At 65.3% G+C, this 16,253-nt stretch carries 18 protein-coding genes; 8 read left to right on the forward strand and 10 right to left on the reverse strand.

The genetic code is table 11. From position 1 onward, the window contains the following. Positions 1-24 precede the first annotated feature (24 nt). From HG250_RS07465 to HG250_RS07475, 3 genes are all read right to left on the reverse strand, one after another. Positions 25-918 (reverse strand): helix-turn-helix domain-containing protein, encoded by an 894-nt coding sequence (locus tag HG250_RS07465; protein ID WP_170004257.1) that lies wholly within the window; start codon positions 916-918, stop codon positions 25-27. Positions 919-1,119: 201 nt separating this feature from the next. Further along, the gene (gene ptsP / locus HG250_RS07470) at positions 1,120-3,390 is read right to left on the reverse strand and encodes a phosphoenolpyruvate--protein phosphotransferase (RefSeq protein ID WP_170004259.1); all 2,271 of its coding nucleotides are present in this window, start codon (positions 3,388-3,390) and stop codon (positions 1,120-1,122) included. 45 nt (positions 3,391-3,435) lie between these two features. Next, a complete protein-coding gene (locus HG250_RS07475; protein WP_170004261.1) occupies positions 3,436-3,591 on the reverse strand; it encodes a YdcH family protein in 156 nt (51 codons plus the stop codon). Positions 3,592-3,827: 236 nt separating this feature from the next. Between HG250_RS07475 and HG250_RS07480 the strand changes: the two genes are divergently transcribed. Further along, positions 3,828-4,025, forward strand: coding sequence for a YdcH family protein (locus HG250_RS07480; RefSeq protein WP_170004263.1), 198 nt, complete (start codon positions 3,828-3,830; stop codon positions 4,023-4,025). 117 nt (positions 4,026-4,142) lie between these two features. Next, positions 4,143-4,646, forward strand: a complete 504-nt coding sequence (locus tag HG250_RS07485; protein ID WP_170004265.1) for a DUF1465 family protein — start codon at positions 4,143-4,145, stop codon at positions 4,644-4,646. Positions 4,647-4,689: 43 nt separating this feature from the next. Here the strand turns inward: HG250_RS07485 and HG250_RS07490 are convergent, their stop codons facing one another. Continuing rightward, a complete protein-coding gene (locus HG250_RS07490; RefSeq protein ID WP_170004267.1) occupies positions 4,690-6,162 on the reverse strand; it encodes a glycerol kinase in 1,473 nt (490 codons plus the stop codon). 88 nt (positions 6,163-6,250) lie between these two features. Between HG250_RS07490 and HG250_RS07495 the strand changes: the two genes are divergently transcribed. The 3 genes from HG250_RS07495 (at position 6,251) to HG250_RS07505 (ending at position 9,644) form a co-directional block, all read left to right on the forward strand. Then, entirely contained in the window at positions 6,251-7,135 is an 885-nt protein-coding gene (locus HG250_RS07495) for an MBL fold metallo-hydrolase (RefSeq protein WP_170004269.1), read from the forward strand. A gap of 85 nt (positions 7,136-7,220) precedes the next feature. Next, complete coding sequence (nadA, locus tag HG250_RS07500) at positions 7,221-8,231, forward strand: quinolinate synthase NadA (protein ID WP_170004271.1); 1,011 nt, start codon at positions 7,221-7,223, stop codon at positions 8,229-8,231. An 81-nt stretch (positions 8,232-8,312) separates the two neighbouring features. Beyond that, a complete protein-coding gene (locus tag HG250_RS07505) occupies positions 8,313-9,644 on the forward strand; it encodes a DUF2254 domain-containing protein (protein ID WP_170004273.1) in 1,332 nt (443 codons plus the stop codon). Here the strand turns inward: HG250_RS07505 and HG250_RS13090 are convergent. Continuing rightward, positions 9,622-10,044 (reverse strand): EamA family transporter, encoded by a 423-nt coding sequence (locus HG250_RS13090; RefSeq protein WP_338103880.1) that lies wholly within the window; start codon positions 10,042-10,044, stop codon positions 9,622-9,624. The two genes, HG250_RS07505 and HG250_RS13090, sit on opposite strands and share 23 nt — an antisense overlap. Before the next feature lie 75 nt (positions 10,045-10,119). Further along, positions 10,120-10,617, reverse strand: a complete 498-nt coding sequence (locus HG250_RS13095) for a hypothetical protein (RefSeq protein ID WP_338103881.1) — start codon at positions 10,615-10,617, stop codon at positions 10,120-10,122. Between the two features lie 58 nt (positions 10,618-10,675). Here HG250_RS13095 and HG250_RS07515 point away from each other — a divergent pair, with 58 nt between their 5' ends. Next, positions 10,676-11,776, forward strand: coding sequence for an alkene reductase (locus HG250_RS07515; protein WP_170004275.1), 1,101 nt, complete (start codon positions 10,676-10,678; stop codon positions 11,774-11,776). Between the two features lie 52 nt (positions 11,777-11,828). On the opposite strand, the gene HG250_RS07520 is transcribed toward HG250_RS07515, so the two are convergent. Then, the gene (locus HG250_RS07520; RefSeq protein WP_240956979.1) at positions 11,829-12,173 is read right to left on the reverse strand and encodes a hypothetical protein; all 345 of its coding nucleotides are present in this window, start codon (positions 12,171-12,173) and stop codon (positions 11,829-11,831) included. Continuing rightward, a complete protein-coding gene (lipB, locus tag HG250_RS07525) occupies positions 12,170-12,832 on the reverse strand; it encodes a lipoyl(octanoyl) transferase LipB (RefSeq protein ID WP_170004277.1) in 663 nt (220 codons plus the stop codon). Before lipB ends, HG250_RS07520 begins: the two co-directional genes overlap by 4 nt. Before the next feature lie 61 nt (positions 12,833-12,893). Here lipB and HG250_RS07530 point away from each other — a divergent pair, with 61 nt between their 5' ends. Continuing rightward, positions 12,894-13,715, forward strand: coding sequence for a glycerophosphoryl diester phosphodiesterase membrane domain-containing protein (locus HG250_RS07530; protein WP_170004279.1), 822 nt, complete (start codon positions 12,894-12,896; stop codon positions 13,713-13,715). A gap of 3 nt (positions 13,716-13,718) precedes the next feature. On the opposite strand, the gene HG250_RS07535 is transcribed toward HG250_RS07530, so the two are convergent. Then, positions 13,719-14,300: a class I SAM-dependent methyltransferase gene (locus tag HG250_RS07535; protein WP_170004281.1), complete on the reverse strand. Its 582-nt coding sequence runs from the start codon at positions 14,298-14,300 to the stop codon at positions 13,719-13,721. Positions 14,301-14,539: 239 nt separating this feature from the next. Between HG250_RS07535 and HG250_RS07540 the strand changes: the two genes are divergently transcribed. Beyond that, positions 14,540-15,892 (forward strand): MFS transporter, encoded by a 1,353-nt coding sequence (locus HG250_RS07540; RefSeq protein WP_240956980.1) that lies wholly within the window; start codon positions 14,540-14,542, stop codon positions 15,890-15,892. On the opposite strand, the gene arsC is transcribed toward HG250_RS07540, so the two are convergent. Next, a complete protein-coding gene (arsC, locus tag HG250_RS07545; protein WP_170004283.1) occupies positions 15,889-16,233 on the reverse strand; it encodes an arsenate reductase (glutaredoxin) in 345 nt (114 codons plus the stop codon). The two genes, HG250_RS07540 and arsC, sit on opposite strands and share 4 nt — an antisense overlap. Positions 16,234-16,253 lie beyond the last annotated feature (20 nt).

Raw genomic sequence — 16,253 nt, forward strand, 5'->3', positions numbered from 1 at the left:
GCTGAACGGGACCGGATTGCGCGGTCAGTTCGCAGTTCCGGCGGCAGGTGCACGCGTGGCTGGCGCAGCAGGCACCTGCGGTATCCCGCCGACCGTGCCAGCCGGCACCGCAGCCTGCGCGGCACCGTCGTTCCGGGCGATCAGCGCCGCTGCAGTCACCGGAACATCGGACATGACCTGATCTTCCTCCGCCAGGCGCGGCAGTGCACGGCCACCGACCTTGATGTCGAGCAGATCGGGCCGTCCGGTACGCAATTGCGGTTCGCTTGCATCGGCGGGCACGGTGTAGGTATCGCCGTCGCTCATCACGCCTTCCATCAGCACGTCACCATTCCCATCGTAGAAGCGGACCCAGGCTTCGCCGCGCGCAGTGAACACGACCGGTCCGGTCGGTTCGGGCGTGGGCAGGGCGGCGGCCCCTGCTCCAGCCGCCGCTCCCGATGCCGTCCCTGCAAGCTGCGGTTCGTCGGCGACCAGCGGCGCAGGGCCGGAGCCTGGCGCGAAATAGGCGCGGTAGAACATGAACCCGCCGACCAGCAGCAGCAGGATCGCGAAGACAGAGAAAAAGGCGAGCCCGCGCGAGGGCACCCGCGCCGGATCGCCGGGTTCGAACGTAGCGGCGCGCTGCTGCTGCGCAGGGCGCGAATGGCCGAGTTCCGCCCGCACCTCGTCGGTGATTTCGCGGGGGTCCAGCCCCACCACCTTGGCATAGGATCGCGAGAAGCCAACGGCATAGGTGCGCGCCGGTAACGCATCGAAATTACCGCTGTCGATCACTGCCAGGTGCCGTTCGGGTATGCGCGTCTCGGCGGAGACCTGCTCCAGCGACAGCCCGGCAGCTTCGCGCGCGCTGCGCAGCCTCTCTCCGGCCCCGCCATAGGCGGCGGTTTCGTGAATGCCCGTATCCTCGTCCTTCATGCGTTTTCCCGTCGCAATTCCTGCTTTGGCCCTGCCCCGGACCTGTTTAGATGCTCGTCCGGCACCGGTTAGCCCCGCGCCAGCCTTCTGTTCTGTCTCTGCCGGCGCAGCCTGCCTTCTGTTAACCACAGACGAGAGGCGGGCGCTATCCCTGTCGAGCATCTGCATCGTTCGAAACAGGCGCTGCTGCGGCAGGAGAGGCTAATCCGTCTCGATCTCGCGCTCGTCCGCCCACGCCTTCAGTGCTGAGCGCAGATCGGCTGGTGGAGAGTGAATGAACCCGGCCATCGCCTCCTCTATTTCCGGCAGATCGACTTTGCGGACAAGCTCCTTGATCGGCCCCACCGAAGCGGGGCTGATCGACAGGCGCCGGATACCCAGCCCAAGCAGCGCCAGCGCTTCCAGCCTGCGGCCGCCCATTTCCCCGCACACGCCCAGATCGACGGGATAGCGGACGGTGGCCTTCACGATCCGGTTCAGAAAACGCATGATCGAAATGCTCAGCCAGTCGTACCGTTCGGCCAGCTTGGGGTTGGCGCGATCCGCCGCGAAAAGAAATTGCGTCAGATCGTTGGTGCCGATCGAGAGAAAGCTGAGCCGCGGCGCAAGCTGGTCCAGAACTTCGGCAAGCGCAGGCACTTCCAGCATCGCGCCATAGCGGATCTGATCGGGCAAAGCTTTCTTCTGCAAGCGCAGGAAGCGGAGCTGATCTTCGAACACGGCCTTTGCCGCGTCGAATTCCCACGGCTCGCTCACCATCGGGAACATGACATTCAGCGGCCTGCCTGCGGCAGCTTCCAGCAGCGCGCGCGCCTGCGCCTTCAGCAGACCCTCACGCTCCAGCGCCAGGCGCAGCGCCCGCCAGCCCATCGCCGGGTTCTCGTCCAGTTCGGCCGCGCCGGGGCGCAGATAGGGCACGGCCTTGTCGCCGCCGATATCGACGGTGCGGAAGATCACCGGCTTGTCCCCGGCGGTATCTAGCACATCGCGGTAGAGCCGCGTCTGCCGGTCGCGCTGAGGCAGGGTGGCGGAAACCAGGAACTGGAATTCGGTGCGGAACAGGCCGATGCCGTCGGCCCCGGTCAAGGCGAGGCTCGGCATGTCGTCGCGCAGGCCTGCATTCATCATCACCTGCACGCGCTGCCCGTCGCGGCTGAACGGTTCCACGTCGCGCAATTCGACATAGGCGGCCTGTTTCCGGCGCGAAGCGGCCATGCGGGCGGCGAAATCCTCCGCCATCGGCTGCGCCGGGCGCACGGTGGCAGAGGCACGGTCGGCATCGAGCAGGATGGTGTCGCCATCGTTCACGACGCCGCGCAGGCCCCGGACCCTGCCCAGCACCGGCACGCCCATCGCCCGCGCGACGATGACCACATGCGCGGTGAGCGAACCTTCTTCCAGCAGCACGCCCTTCAGGCGGCGGCGATCATATTCCAGCAGTTCGGCAGGGCCGAGATTGCGGGCGATCAGGATGGTGTCGCGGCGCAGCCCCTGCGTCGCGGCGGTGCCGAGCTGCCCCGAAACGATCCGCAGCAGCCGGTTGGCCAGATCCTCCAGATCGTGCATCCGGTTGGCCAGCAGCGGATCGTCGATCTCGCGCATCCGCATGCGGGTATGCTGCTGCACCCTCTCGATGGCAGCCTCGGCCGTCAGGCCGGAATCAATGGCGCTGTTGATTCGCCGCGCCCAGCCCTCGTCATAGGCGAACATCCGGTAGGTCTGCAGCACCTCCTCCAGCTCGCCGCCGACGCCGAATTCAGCCTGCGCGGTCATCTTGTCGATCTGTTCGCGCATCCGGTCGAAAGCGCGGTAGACGCGTTGCCGCTCGGCCTCGGTATCCTCCGCGACGATCTGGTCGATGGTGACCCGCGGCTGGTGGAACACGGCATCGCCGCAGGCCACGCCCTTCACCAGCGTCAGACCGGTCAGCAGGGCGGGCCCGGTCTGCTCGACCGTCAGCCCCCGCGCCGCCTCGTCATCGACCAGCCCGGCATTGGCGATCAGTTCGGACAGGACCATCGCGGTGGTCTGCAAAGCCTCGATCTCGACATCTTCATACCGGCGCGGATCGACATGCTGCACGCACAGCGTGCCCACCGCCCGTTCGCGGTGGACGATGGGGACGCCGGCGAAGCTGTTGAATTTTTCCTCGCCCGTTTCGGGGCGGTAGAGGAAGTCAGGATGAGCCTTAGCCTCGGCAAGGTTCAGCGTTTCGATCCGGTCGGCGATCGTGCCCGACAGGCCTTCCCCCATGGCAAGGCGGGTAACATGCACCGCAGCCTGGTTCAGCCCGCGCGTGGCGAATAGTTCCAGCATCCCGTCGCGCAGCAGATAGATCGAGCAAACCTCGCTATCGAGCGTTTCGCCGATAATCTCGACCACGCGGTCCAGCTTGCCCTGCACATGCATGCGGCTGGCCATCACCTCGTGCAACTGGGTCAGGATCGAACGGGCTGAGGCGGCGGCTGTCATGACCGCCGCCTATAGCACGTTATGCGCCCTGCGAAACGCAGGCCGTCAATTGGCCGCCAATTCTTCCTTGATGCGAAGCTTGTTCTTCTTCAGTCGCTGGATAGTCGCCGTGTCGGGGTCGGGACGGCCCTGCTCCATTCGCAATTGTGCCTCCAGACCGGCATGTTTGCGTTCGAGGCTTTCGACATGGGACGTGCTCATCGGCTTCTCCTTTTCGGCTTCGACCAGCAGCCTGCAGCTTCAGCGCCCTGGGCACCGAGACTGGCAGGCCTCTGCGGCGACTCGCCTCAATGGCCATGTCCCGGCTGGCAAGCGCCGCAACACAGACGAACCATGAAATCGCGCCTTTGCGAAGGGCGCAATTATGCTTAAGCGACGAGCATCGCATCATGAGCGACGAATTGCAGCCATGATGCCCGGAAGGATGAATCGCGAGCATGGATGAACAGACCCTGCGCAAGCAGCTTGACGCCCTGCGCATCGAACATCGCGACCTCGACGCCGCCATCGATGCGCTGAGCCTGACGGATTTTCCGGATCAGTTGCAGATCATGCGGCTGAAAAAGCGCAAGCTTCGGCTGAAGGACCAGATCGCCAATGTCGCGGACATTCTGCTGCCGGACATAATCGCCTGAACGATCCCCTGATAGAAAGACTTATGCACAGGCCCTTCCGAGGACGGATGACGTCCGGAGCATTATTTTCTCATTTCGACTCTAGCGCGATTCGCAGCGATTCCCTAGCGATTCGCAATGGCAGTCTCGTCCGACATCACCCGCTCCATCATCAACACGCTCTATGCACAGGCGCTGGTTCTGGCCGACGAGGTCCGCCTCGCCTTCACCATCGACCCCGCCGGTGACGGCGTATCTGCCGCCGGCGAGGATGCCGACCGGGTGAGGATCGCGCATTTCGTCGAAGGTTTGCGCACCACCACGCGGACCATGCATGTGCTTGCCTGGCTGCTGAACCAGCGTGCATTCCTGGCGGGCGAGATCAGCGAGACGCAATTGCGCCGCCATGGCAAGCTTCCTGCAGATCGGCTCGCGGATGCGGACTGCCTCGCTCTCCTGCCGCCTGAAACGCAGGAAATCATCGCGCAGACGCGGCGATTGCACCAGCGTATCGCGCGCCTGGATGCAGAATGGCGCCGGGCTCCGGGCGATGTGAGCGGAACCTCCGTTCCCCAGCATCGCGGCGGCGGCACCGTGTGGAAGATGCAGCAACGTCTGGGCCAGGCGATGCAACTGAACTGAGCCGGCGCATCGATGCCTGGCGGGGCGCACGCCGTTCCGCGGGTCAGGCTGCCGACAGCGCCTTGCGCCAGCGCGCCAGCCGCTCTGCCCGCTGCCCCTGATCCAGCTGCGGCGTGAACAGGGCCGCGCCGCCGCGCATCGCCTTCGTCGCCGCAGGCAGATCGGAGAACCAGCCGCAACCCAAAGCGGCGAGCATGGCAGCGCCCAGGGCTGTCGTCTCGATGAATTCGGGGCGTTCGACCGGCAGGTCGAGCATGTCGGCAAGATCCTGCGCCATCCAGTCATTCGCGCTCATCCCGCCGTCGATCCGCAGATTGGCCCAGCGTGCGCCGTCGGCGGCGAAGGCGGTCGCCAGATCCCATGTCTGATGCGCCATGGATTCAAGCGCCGCCCGCACGATCTGCGCGCGCCCGCTGGAAAAACTGAGTCCCGCGATCACGCCGCGTGCATCGGCATTCCAATGCGGTGCGCCCAGCCCGGCCAAAGCAGGAACAATGGTCACCTCGCCGCTGCTCGTCACCGAACGGGCGAGGTCTTCCGTTTCTGCCGCCGTGTCGATCAGGCCCAGGGTATCGCGCAGCCACTGGATCAGACTGCCCGCCACGAACACCGATCCTTCCAGCGCATAAGTCCGCCTGCCGCCAAGCTGCATCAGCACGGTGCCGAGCAGCCGATGAGAGGACCGGGGAATCGTGCTGCCCATATTCGCCAGCACGAAGGCACCCGTGCCATAGGTCGCCTTGACCTCGCCCGGATCGAGACAGGCCTGCCCGATCGTCGCCGCCTGCTGGTCGCCCGCCAGACCGGTGACGGGTATGGCCCTGCCGAGCCATGCTGCATCGGCCTCCGCCAGCGCGCCGGCATTGTCGCAGATGCGGGGCAGCGCCTGTTCCGGAACTCCGAACAGGGCGCAAAGCCCAGGGTCGGGCGCATCGCCGTCCAGCGGCAGCAGCAGGGTGCGGCTGGCATTGCTGGCATCGCTGACGTGCAGGCCTTTCGAAAGGCGGAATGTCAGCCAACTCTCAACCGTTCCGAAAGCCAGCGTCCCGTCCCTTGCCGCGGCGGCGACCGCCGGTTCATTCTCTAGCAGCCAGCGCATCTTCGTCGCCGAGAAATATGGGTCGAGAAGCAATCCGGTGCGCTGCTGCACCAGCGCTTCGTAGCCCTCGTCGCGCAGGGCCTGACACATGCGGGCGGTGCGCCGGTCCTGCCAGACGATCGCGCGCGACAGCGGCTCGCCCGTATCGCGGTTCCAGGCCACGACCGTTTCCCGCTGGTTGGCGATGCCGATGGCGGCGACGCTCGCCGCGCCGCCGATCCGGCCCACCACCTCACGCGCGCAGGCCAGCGTTTCCTGCCATAACTGCTGTGCATCATGTTCGACCCAGCCTGGCCTGGGATAGAATTGCGACAGGGCGCGGCTGGCGCTGGCGGTAACCGTACCATCGGCGGTGAACAGCATGGCACGCGTGGATGTCGTCCCCGCATCCAGCACCAATATATGGTCGCCCGTCATTCCGAAACTCCTGCGAATGTCTGCCCTGCGGCGATTTCGCCGGACGAGACAGGGTGACATGGCGCAGTTTCGACCCCATATGCAAGCCATGGCCCGAAGCGCTTCCGCACCCGAGCAACAGTCGGCACCCACCGGAGAGGTGGAGGTGCTGGAGCCGCTGGTGCGCCGCGTGCTGGCACCCAATCCCTCGCCCTACACCTATACCGGCACGCAGACCTATATCGTCGGCGCAGGCGAAGACGTGGCGGTGATCGATCCCGGCCCTGCCGATGAAGCGCATCTGGACGCGCTCGTCCGCGCGCTGGAGGGCAGGATCGTGACAGCCATCGCCTGCACTCACACTCACCGCGACCATTCGCCCGCCGCCGCGCCGCTGGCCGCCCGCACCGGCGCGCCGATCATCGGCTGCGCGCCGCTGGCGATCGAAAGCGATGGTCCGCGCGCCGATGCGCCGTTCGACACCGACTATTCGCCCGACCGGATACTTGCGGATGGCGAGGCGATCGCCGGGCCGGACTGGACCCTGCGCGCCGTGCACACGCCCGGCCATGTCTCCAACCACCTCTGTTTCGCGCTGGAGGAAAGCGCCGCGCTGTTCACCGGCGATCACGTGATGGGCTGGTCGACCAGCGTGGTCGTGCCGCCCGATGGCGACATGGCCGATTACATGGCCAGCCTGGAGAAGCTGCAGCAGCGCGAAGACCGTATCTATTACCCCGCCCATGGCCCGGCAGTGGAGAACCCGCGCCAGCTGGTGCGCGGGATGATGGGCCACCGCCGCCAGCGCGAACGGCAGATATTGCGCCTGCTGGGCGAAAATGCGCAGAGCGCCGCCGATATGGTGCCGCAGATGTACAAGGGGCTGGACCCGCGCCTGATCCCCGCGGCGCGGATGAGCGTGACGGCGCATCTGATCGATCTGGAACGCCGCGGGCAGGCCGCTCGTTCAGGCGACATATGGCGCGAGGGCTGACGGGTAGGCGATTTTCGCCTGACCCTTAGGCTCAAGCCGTTACAAAAACATCGGCCGCCCCGGCGCGGCAGCAAGGGCAGACGACATGAGCGTTCAGAACAGACTTCCCACCGGCACCGATCTCAGGGCTGAAATCGACCGCCTGCGCAAGGAGCGCAACGCCGTCATCCTGGCGCATTATTACCAGAAGCCCGAGATCCAGGACATTGCCGATTTCGTCGGCGACAGTCTGGAGCTGAGCCGCAAGGCCGCCGCGACCGATGCCGATGTCATCGCCTTCTGCGGTGTCAAGTTCATGGCCGATACCGCCAAGATCCTCAGCCCGGATAAGATCGTCGTCCTGCCCGACATGGATGCAGGGTGCAGCCTTGAGGATTCCTGCCCGCCCGACAAGTTCCGAGCCTTCCGCGCCGCCCATCCCGATCACATCGCGCTGACCTACATCAACTGCTCGACCGAGGTGAAAGCCCTGTCCGACGTGATCGTGACGAGTTCCAGCGCCGAGACGATCCTGTCACAGATCCCCCGCGACCAGCCCATCATCTTCGGGCCGGACCGTCACCTCGGCGGCTATCTCAACCGCAAGTTCGATCGTGACATGCTGCTGTGGCCCGGCGTCTGCATCGTGCACGAAGCCTTCAGCGAAACCGAATTGATGAAGCTGATGGCGCAGCACCCCGACGCGCCGGTGGCGGCGCATCCCGAATGCCCCGCCCACATCGTCGAACATGCCGATTACATCGGATCGACCAGCGGCATCCTGCAATTCGCGAGCACTTTCGAGGGCGACACGCTGATCGTGGCGACGGAACCGCATATCATCCACCAGATGGAAAAGGCGCTGCCAAACAAGAACTTCATCGGCGCGCCGGGTGCCGACGGCAACTGCAATTGCAATATCTGCCCCTATATGGCGCTGAACACGATGGAGAAGCTCTATGCCGCGCTGCGCGATCTGGAGCCGCGCATCGAAATTGCGGAAGATCTGCGCCTGAAGGCGAAGCAGAGCCTCGACCGGATGCTCGAAATGGCGAGCGGCACTATCGGACAGGGCGATCTGGGCGTGCGCAGCGACCTTGGCCACAAACCGGCCTGAACCCGTGGCGGCTGCGGCGGCGGGCAGCCATCGCCATGCTTCTGCCGTGGGGCTGCATTTAGGACTTCTCGGGGCGGCGAAATGATAACGAGGTTAAAGGCGTTCTGGCAGAGCGTGAACGCAAGCTACTGGTTCTTCCCCGCCCTGTTCGCCTTGTCGGCGCTGGTGCTGGCGCTGGTGACCACGTGGCTCGACAAGAACGGCTATGCGGAAACCATCCAGAAGCTGCCCTGGCTCGACGCCGCGCGCCCGCAAAGCGCGACCGACATGCTGACAGTGATCTCCAGTTCGATGATCGGCGTGGCGTCCACCGTCTTTTCCATTACCATCGCGGCCGTTGCCTATGCCAGCGGCACCTATGGCCCGCGCTTGCTGACGAATTTCATGGAAGATCGCGGCAATCAGCTCAGCCTCGCCACCTTCATCGGCACTTTCGTCTATTCGGTGACCATTCTTCGCAATGTACGCGCCGAAGGGGAATCGCCGCTGTTTGCGGCGCAGCAGGACGCGCTGCCGGGCTTCGTTCCGCAATTATCGCTGCTGGTCGCCTATGTGTTCATGGCGGTGGCGATCATGGTGCTGGTGTTCTTCCTCAATCATGTGCCTGCCTCCATCCGCATCAACAGCGTTCTCGAAGGTATCGGATCGCGCCTGCTGAAGGAGATCGAGACCCGCTACGACAAGCCCAATCGCGGGGCGGTGGAGCTGGAGCAAAGCGACGGACGCCCGATCCATGCAAGGCAGACGGGCTATATCCAGATCGTCGACTACGAACGGCTGAGAAAACTGGTGGAGCGTGAAAAGGGCCGCCTCGCCCTTGAAGTCAGGCCGGGCGATTTCGTCCACCCCGGCATGGTCATGGCCTTCTGGCGCGAACTTGACGATCTTCACGAGCCGCTTGACCTTCCCGACGACGACGTGCGTGACTGTTTCGCCTTCGGGGCGATGCGCACCACGTCGCAGGATCTGCAGTTCCTGATCGACGAGCTTGTCGAGATCGGCCTGCGCGCCCTGTCGCCGGGCGTGAACGACCCTTTCACCGCCGTCACCTCTATCCACTGGCTGGGCGCGGCGGTGGCCGAACTGGTCCCGCGCGATCTGGCGGTGCGCTATGGCGAGGATGAAGACCCGAATAACGATCTGCTGATTCCGCTGAGGGATGATTTCGACCATTTCATCGAGCGCAGCTTCGGCGCGATGCGCGGCGCGGTGGCGACGAGCCGCATCGCGTCGCTCGTTACCTTCGATGCCCTTATCAATGCCTCGCTGATGCTGGATGACGCGCACCGCCGCCGGGTGATTACCCGCGCAGGGGACAGGCTGATCGAACAGATCCGCGAAAATATCACCGGCCCCGATCTGGTGGATCTGGAAGCGCGCTACGTCATTTTCACGCAGAAGCTCGCTCGCTGACCGTCTTTGCCAGCACCAGCGCGCAGCCGAGCAGTGCCATGCCGAGCATGTCCAGGGCGCCGACCGCTTCGCCGAAGAACCCCCAGCCATACAACGCGGCGATGGCGGGTTGCGTCAGCAGGGCAAGGCCGATGATCAGCGGGGAAAAGTGCCGCAGCGAGAAAACCAGCAAACCCTGCCCCACCAGCTGGCTCAGCACGAACAGCGTCACGATGGGGGTCCAGTCCTGCGGCCAGACCGGTTCCCCCCGCAGCAGCGCAATGGCCAGCAGCACCGGCCCGCCGGCTGCGCTGGACCATGTCAGGATCGACCAGCTGCCCATGGTGCGGCGGATGTTCTGCAGCAGCAGCAGATAGGCTGCGTAGAACAATCCGGCGAGCAGGCAGAACAGATCGCCCACCAGCGTCTCCTGGCTGATCTCCAGCGATTGCCCGAACAGGATCGCCGCGCCCGTGAAGGCGCTGAGGATGGCCGCTCATTCCATTCCCCGCGGCAGGCGGCGAAGCAGGACGAAGCCCCAGATCATCAGCACGAGGCTGCCCGAATTGCCGAACAGGGTGGCATTGCCGAGCCGGGTGGCGGCGATGCCGATGTGCCAGCTGGCGAGGTCGAGCGCGAAAACCATACCGGCCGCGATGATCGCCAGGAACACGCCCCGGGGGACCGGCACCAGCCTCTGCCCGCTCTGCCGCGCGAAGAAAGCGAGGAACGGGACCGCCAGGAACAGGCGCCAGAACCCCGCCGCGACCGGCCCGCTGTCCGCCAGACGCACCGACCACGGACCGAGGGCCAAGGCGACATTACCCGCCAGCAGCGCCAGCAGCAGCAGCCAGCGCGGGCCGGGCGGCGGTGCAGCGACATGGCCCTGCGCCCGAACCGGCGCCATGGTGTCGCTGCCGAGCGTAGAAATGCTTTCCGACTGCAAACCGGACCCGTGGTTGCGATCCGGCGCGCCTGACCCATCTTCAATCATCGAAGCGCCATAGGCCGGAAATCCGGACGGCGCATATGCAAAAGACGAGGGAGTTTTCATGCACGAGCCGCTTTTTCAACCGCTGGACCTTGGCGCCATCCGGGCACCGAACCGGATCCTCATGGCGCCGCTGACACGTGGACGTTCGGGGCAAGACGGCGTGCCGAACGAGATGGTCGCGACCTACTACCGGCAGCGCGCCGGTGCGGGCCTCATCATCAGCGAAGCGACGGGCATCAGCCGCGAAGGCCTCGGCTGGCCGTCCGCTCCCGGCATCTGGACCGACGAACAGGTCGCAGGCTGGAAGAACGTCACGAAGGCCGTGCATGATGCGGGCGGGCGCATCATGCTGCAGATGTGGCACATGGGCCGCCTGGTCCACCCCGATTTCCTCGGCGGCGATGCCCCGGTTTCGGCTTCGGCGACCAAGGCGCCCGATCATGCCCATACCTATGAAGGCCGCAAGGATTACGAACCCGCCCGCGCCCTGACGGTGGAGGAAATCGCCCGCGTCGTCGGCGATTACCGGCAGGCTGCCGTGAATGCCAGGGAAGCGGGCTTCGACGGGGTGCAGCTGCATGGCGCGAATGGCTATCTGGTCGACCAGTTCCTGCGCGATTCGACCAACAAGCGCACCGACGAATATGGCGGCAGTGCAGAAAACCGCACCCGCTTCCTGCGCGAGGTGCTGACCGCGCTCGTCGATGTCTGGGGAGCCGACCGCGTGGCCGTCCGCCTGTCGCCCAATGGCGAGACGCAGGGCTGCGACGACAGCGACCCCGCCGCCACCTTCGGCGCGGCCACCCGCGTGATCGAGGAGTTCGGACTTGCCTTCCTCGAGCTGCGCGAACCCGGACCCGACGGAACCTTCGGCGCGACCGAGGTGCCGAAGCAGAGTCCGATGATCCGCGAGATCTTCTCAGGCCCGTTGGTGCTGAACAGCGATTACACGCCGGAAGAAGCCGCGGCGGATGTCGCATCCGGCAAATGCGATGCGGTGGCGTTCGGCCGGCCCTACATCTCCAATCCCGATCTCGACCGGCGCATCGCGGCAGGTGCCGATCTGGCGGAGAACGTCAACGTGCCGCAAAGCTGGTATCTGCCCGGCGCGGAAGGTTATGTGGATTACCCGACCCTGGAAGAACAGGAAGCCGCCTGAACCCTGAACCCTGAACCCTGCCCCCTGACCACTGGCCTGCGGGGCAGGAAGCTCAATTCGCTTCCTGCTCCGCCGCCGGGTCTTCCCCGGCAGCCTCGGCTGCGTCGGTTTCTTCGGAAGCGCCGCTTTCGTCCGCAGCCGTATCTCCAGCTTCCGCGCCGTTGCGGACAGCGTCAGCGGCGCCGCCATCGCCCCCCGTCACCGGCGCGGATTGGGTGTTTCCGGAACGGACGGTCGCCAGCGGCAGCATTGCATCGCTGATGGTTCCGCCCGCGACCTGCCCTTCCGCGCCCTGCCCACCGTTTATCGCGGGGGCGGGTTCATCCTTGCAGCCGGAAAGGGTCAGCCCCAGCCCAAGTGTCGCCGCTACCGGCATGATCCACACGATGCGCTTCATTTACCCTCTCCGTCCTGCAGATGCGCGAGAAAGCCGGGCATCCGTGCCAGCAGAGCCTCGTCGAACTGGCTGGCGGCGATGCGGATACCCAGCCTTTCCATGCTCGTCACGCCGAAATCGGCGATACCGCAGGGCACGATACCGGCAAAATGCGACAGGTCGGGCGCGATATTCACCGAAAAGCCGTGCATGGTCACCCAGCGGCGCACCCTGACGCCGATGGCACCGATCTTCGCCTCGGCACCGGCATCGCCCGTCCAGATGCCGATCCTGCCCGGTGAACGGCGGGTGTCTACACCCAGATCGGCCAGCGTGTCGATGACCCAGCCTTCCAGCGAATGGACGAAACCCCGAACATCCCGTCCCCTTTTCGTCAGGTCGAGCATGACATAGCCGATCCGCTGACCGGGGCCGTGATAGGTGTAACGCCCGCCGCGCCCTGCCTCGATCACCTCGAAACGCGGGTCGAGCATCTCGTCGGCAGCGGCGCTGGTGCCGGCGGTATAGACGGGTGGATGTTCCAGCAGCCAGATCATTTCAGGCGCCTCGCCGGCGGCGATGGCGCGGTTGCGCGCGTCCATTTCCGCCAGCGCTTCGCGATAGGGCACTTGCGCCTGATCCTGCCGGATCTCGATCTTATCGGTTGTCAATCGGGTCATCGGCATTGCGTGGCCTGCCCCGCTTCGCTTATCAAGAGCGCGATCGCGACAGGGGCACAAGATGACATTCGACATGAGCAGGACGTGGACCGAGGCGCTGGGCCTTACCCGCGCCAATTTCCAGATCCTGGCGATAATCGCAGGCGTGTTCCTGCTGCTGCCGGGTATTCTCTTCTATGTCGCCGCCCCCGATCTCGCCGCGATGTCGGCGCCCGGTGCCGATGCCGAGGCGATTTCGGCGGCAATTGCCGAACAGGCGGGGCCGATCGTGACTTTCGGGCTGCTGTCCTTCATCCTCGGCCAGATCGCCTATATGGCCATGGTGGCGCTGATGGGCGGCGATCGCCCGACGGTCGCACAGGCGCTGAAGCTGGCAGCCCGCCGTCTGCCGACCCTTGTCGCGGCATTTCTGATCTTCATCATCGGCCTTGTGCTGATTTTCACGATCGTGGGCCTGATCGCGGCTCTGTTCGCACCTCGTGAGAGTGCGGGCCTCAACCTGCTGCTGGCGATCCTCATCGCGCTTATATCGGCCTATGTCGTGACTCGGCTGTCCCTCACCCTTCCGGCCATCGTGCTGGAGGGGGAGCGCAATCCGCTGAGGGCCCTGGCCGCTTCCTGGCGGCTGACCAGACCGCATGTCTGGAAAATACTTGCCTTCTATATCCTGCTGGTCATTCCCTATATGGTGCTGAGCATCGTGCTCGGCTTCATCTTCGGCCTGCCGCTGGCTCTTGCGGGGCCGGACATCGCTACATTCGGCCTCGGGCTCGTCAACGGACTGCTCGGTGCGCTGGTCGGAGTGGTGTTCAGCGGTATATTGGTCTCGATTTACGGGCAGTTGGCAGGCCGGGCGGACGAACGCCGCCAACCGGCCTCCTGACGATCAGGCCGCGTCGTCTTTCCAGCCCCAGAACAGGCGGCAGGGCGGCACGTTCCACAACTCGAACCCCTGTTCGATATGGGCGAAGTGTTTCGCCATGAAATCGCGCGCGGCGGCGGAGAACTGATAGACCAGGAAGGCTCCGCCGGGCCGGAGAACCCGGTGCGTGGCCGCCGCGATTTCGGGGCCGACGCCGTTCGGCAGGGTCGAGAACGGCAATCCCGACAATACGTAATCGGCATGGTCGAAACCAGCGTCCTGCACGATCAGCTCGACATCGGCAGCCGAGCCCAGGACCGCGAGAAAGCGGCTGTCGTCGATGGTGCGGTTCAGATAATCGATATAGAGTTCGTTGGTGTCGATGACGATCAGCCTGCCGTCACGACGCAGCCGTTCCAGCACCGGGGCGCAGAAGGTGCCGACCCCCGGACCATATTCGACGAACAGGCGGCATTCGTCCCATTTTACAGGTTCCAGCATCTTGCGGATGGTGAAACCCGATGATGGGATGATCGAGCCGACCATGCGCGGATGTTCCACGAATCCGCGGAAGAAAACGCCCCACTGGCCCAGCATCCGGCTCATTCGCCCTGCAAGGGCAGGCCGCTGGCGCAACGTCAGATTATCGTGACCCGTCAAAGAACATACTCGTCAAGCGCCGCGCCCAGCCGGCCCGGCCATGTGCCGGAACGCCTCGCAAATTCGGCCCTGCTTGGCAAGCGGCGCAAGTGCCTATCACTTGTTGCGCGCCCGGCTTTTGCGGCGTAGCGCGGTTGCAGATGACCAGCCTTACCGATCCCGATCCCGTTCGACCCGGCTTGCCCATGAGCGGCGAATCTGGCGGAAGAGCTGCCCGCCCGATTTCCCGCGAACGCATGGCCCTGTTATTCATGGTCATGCTGGTGACTGCGGCGGGCAATACGGCGATGCAGTCCGTCATGCCCTCCATCGGCACGGAACTCGGCGTTGCCGACGTGTGGATCAGCGCCGCCTATACCTGGTCGGCCCTGCTCTGGGTCATCATGGCCCCGTTCTGGGCAAGGCGGTCCGACCGGCGCGGGCGCAAGGCGATGATGGCGCTGGGCCTCATTGGCTTCATCGCCAGTTTCACCCTGTGCGGTCTGATCCTGTGGTTTGGCCTTGCCGGGGCGCTCTCGGCGACGCTGACGCTGATCTTCTTCGCCGCCGCCCGCAGCCTTTACGGCGGCTTCGGTTCGGCCGCCCCGCCCGCCGTGCAGGCCTATGTCGCCAGCCGCACGCCGCGATCGGAACGCACGAAGGCCTTGTCGCTCATCGCCTCCAGCTTCGGCCTCGGCACCGTGATCGGGCCGGCACTGGCCCCGCTGCTGGTGTTCGACGGGCCGGGGCTGGTCGGGCCGTTCCTCGCCTTCTCGGCCTTTGCGGCAGTCGTGCTGATCGCCTTGCGCCTGCGCCTGCCCGGCGACGATCCCACTTTCGCCGCGCGCGGAGACGTATTGGCCGCACCCTTCAGCGCCAGTTCCAACAGCAATGTCGTGCGTAGCGTACAGGAGCCCGATCGTGCAGAAGGGGAACCGGCACCGATTACCGACATTCCAAATCTTTCTTGGCGCGACCGGCGCCTGCGGCCCTGGATCGTGGCGGGCCTGTTGGGCGGCCATGCGCAGGCGGCCCTGCTGGGCATCGTCGGCTTTCTCGTCCTTGACCGGCTGGGCTTGCGCGCCACGCCTGACGAAGGCACCGGCCCGATCGGGATCGTCCTGATGGCGGGGGCTTTCGCGACCCTGCTGGCGCAATGGGGGTTGATCCCGACGCTCAAGATGGGGCCGCGCTCGGCCACGTTATGGGGTGTGACGCTGGCATTTATCGGCACGCTGGTGGTCGGCGCGGCGGGCGATCTGCACGCCATCGCCCTCGGCATTTCCGTCGCCTCGCTCGGTTTCGGGCTGTTCCGTCCGGGCTTCACCTCGGGCGCGTCGCTCGCCGTCAGCCGCAGCGAACAGGGCCAAATCGGCGGGGTGGTCGCTTCGGTGAACGGCGCGGCATACATATTCGCGCCCAGCATCGGCGTGCTGATCTATGGCTGGCAGCCGTGGCTCGCCTTCGGCATCATCGCCGGTTTCTGCGCCGTGGTCGCGCTGATCGGCTGGCGCAGCCTCGAAAGCGACGAGGTGCTGGAAGCCCGCGGCGATATCTAGAGGATCTCGAGCACCTTTTCCCTGGGCCGGCAAAGCCGCACGCCCTTATCCGTTTCAACGAGAGGCCGCTCGATCAAACCCGGATCTTCCGCCATCGCGGCAAGAACCGTCTCGTCATCGGCCGTCGTCAGGCCGCGCTCCTCGGCATCGGTCCCGCGCAGCCTCAGACCGTCGCGCGGTGCGATCCCGGCATCGGCATAGAGCTGGCGCAGCTTCGCGGATGAAGGCGGGTTCTTGAGGTACTCGACGATCTCGACGCTCACATCATCCCGCGCTTCGAGGATCTCCAGCGTATTGCGCGAGGTTCCGCAGCGTGGATTGTGCCAGATGGTCGCTTTCATCACATGGGCTCCTTCATCTT

It is taken from the genome of Pseudopontixanthobacter vadosimaris, assembly GCF_012979275.1.
GTDB classification, from domain to species: Bacteria; Pseudomonadota; Alphaproteobacteria; order Sphingomonadales; family Sphingomonadaceae; genus Pseudopontixanthobacter; species Pseudopontixanthobacter vadosimaris.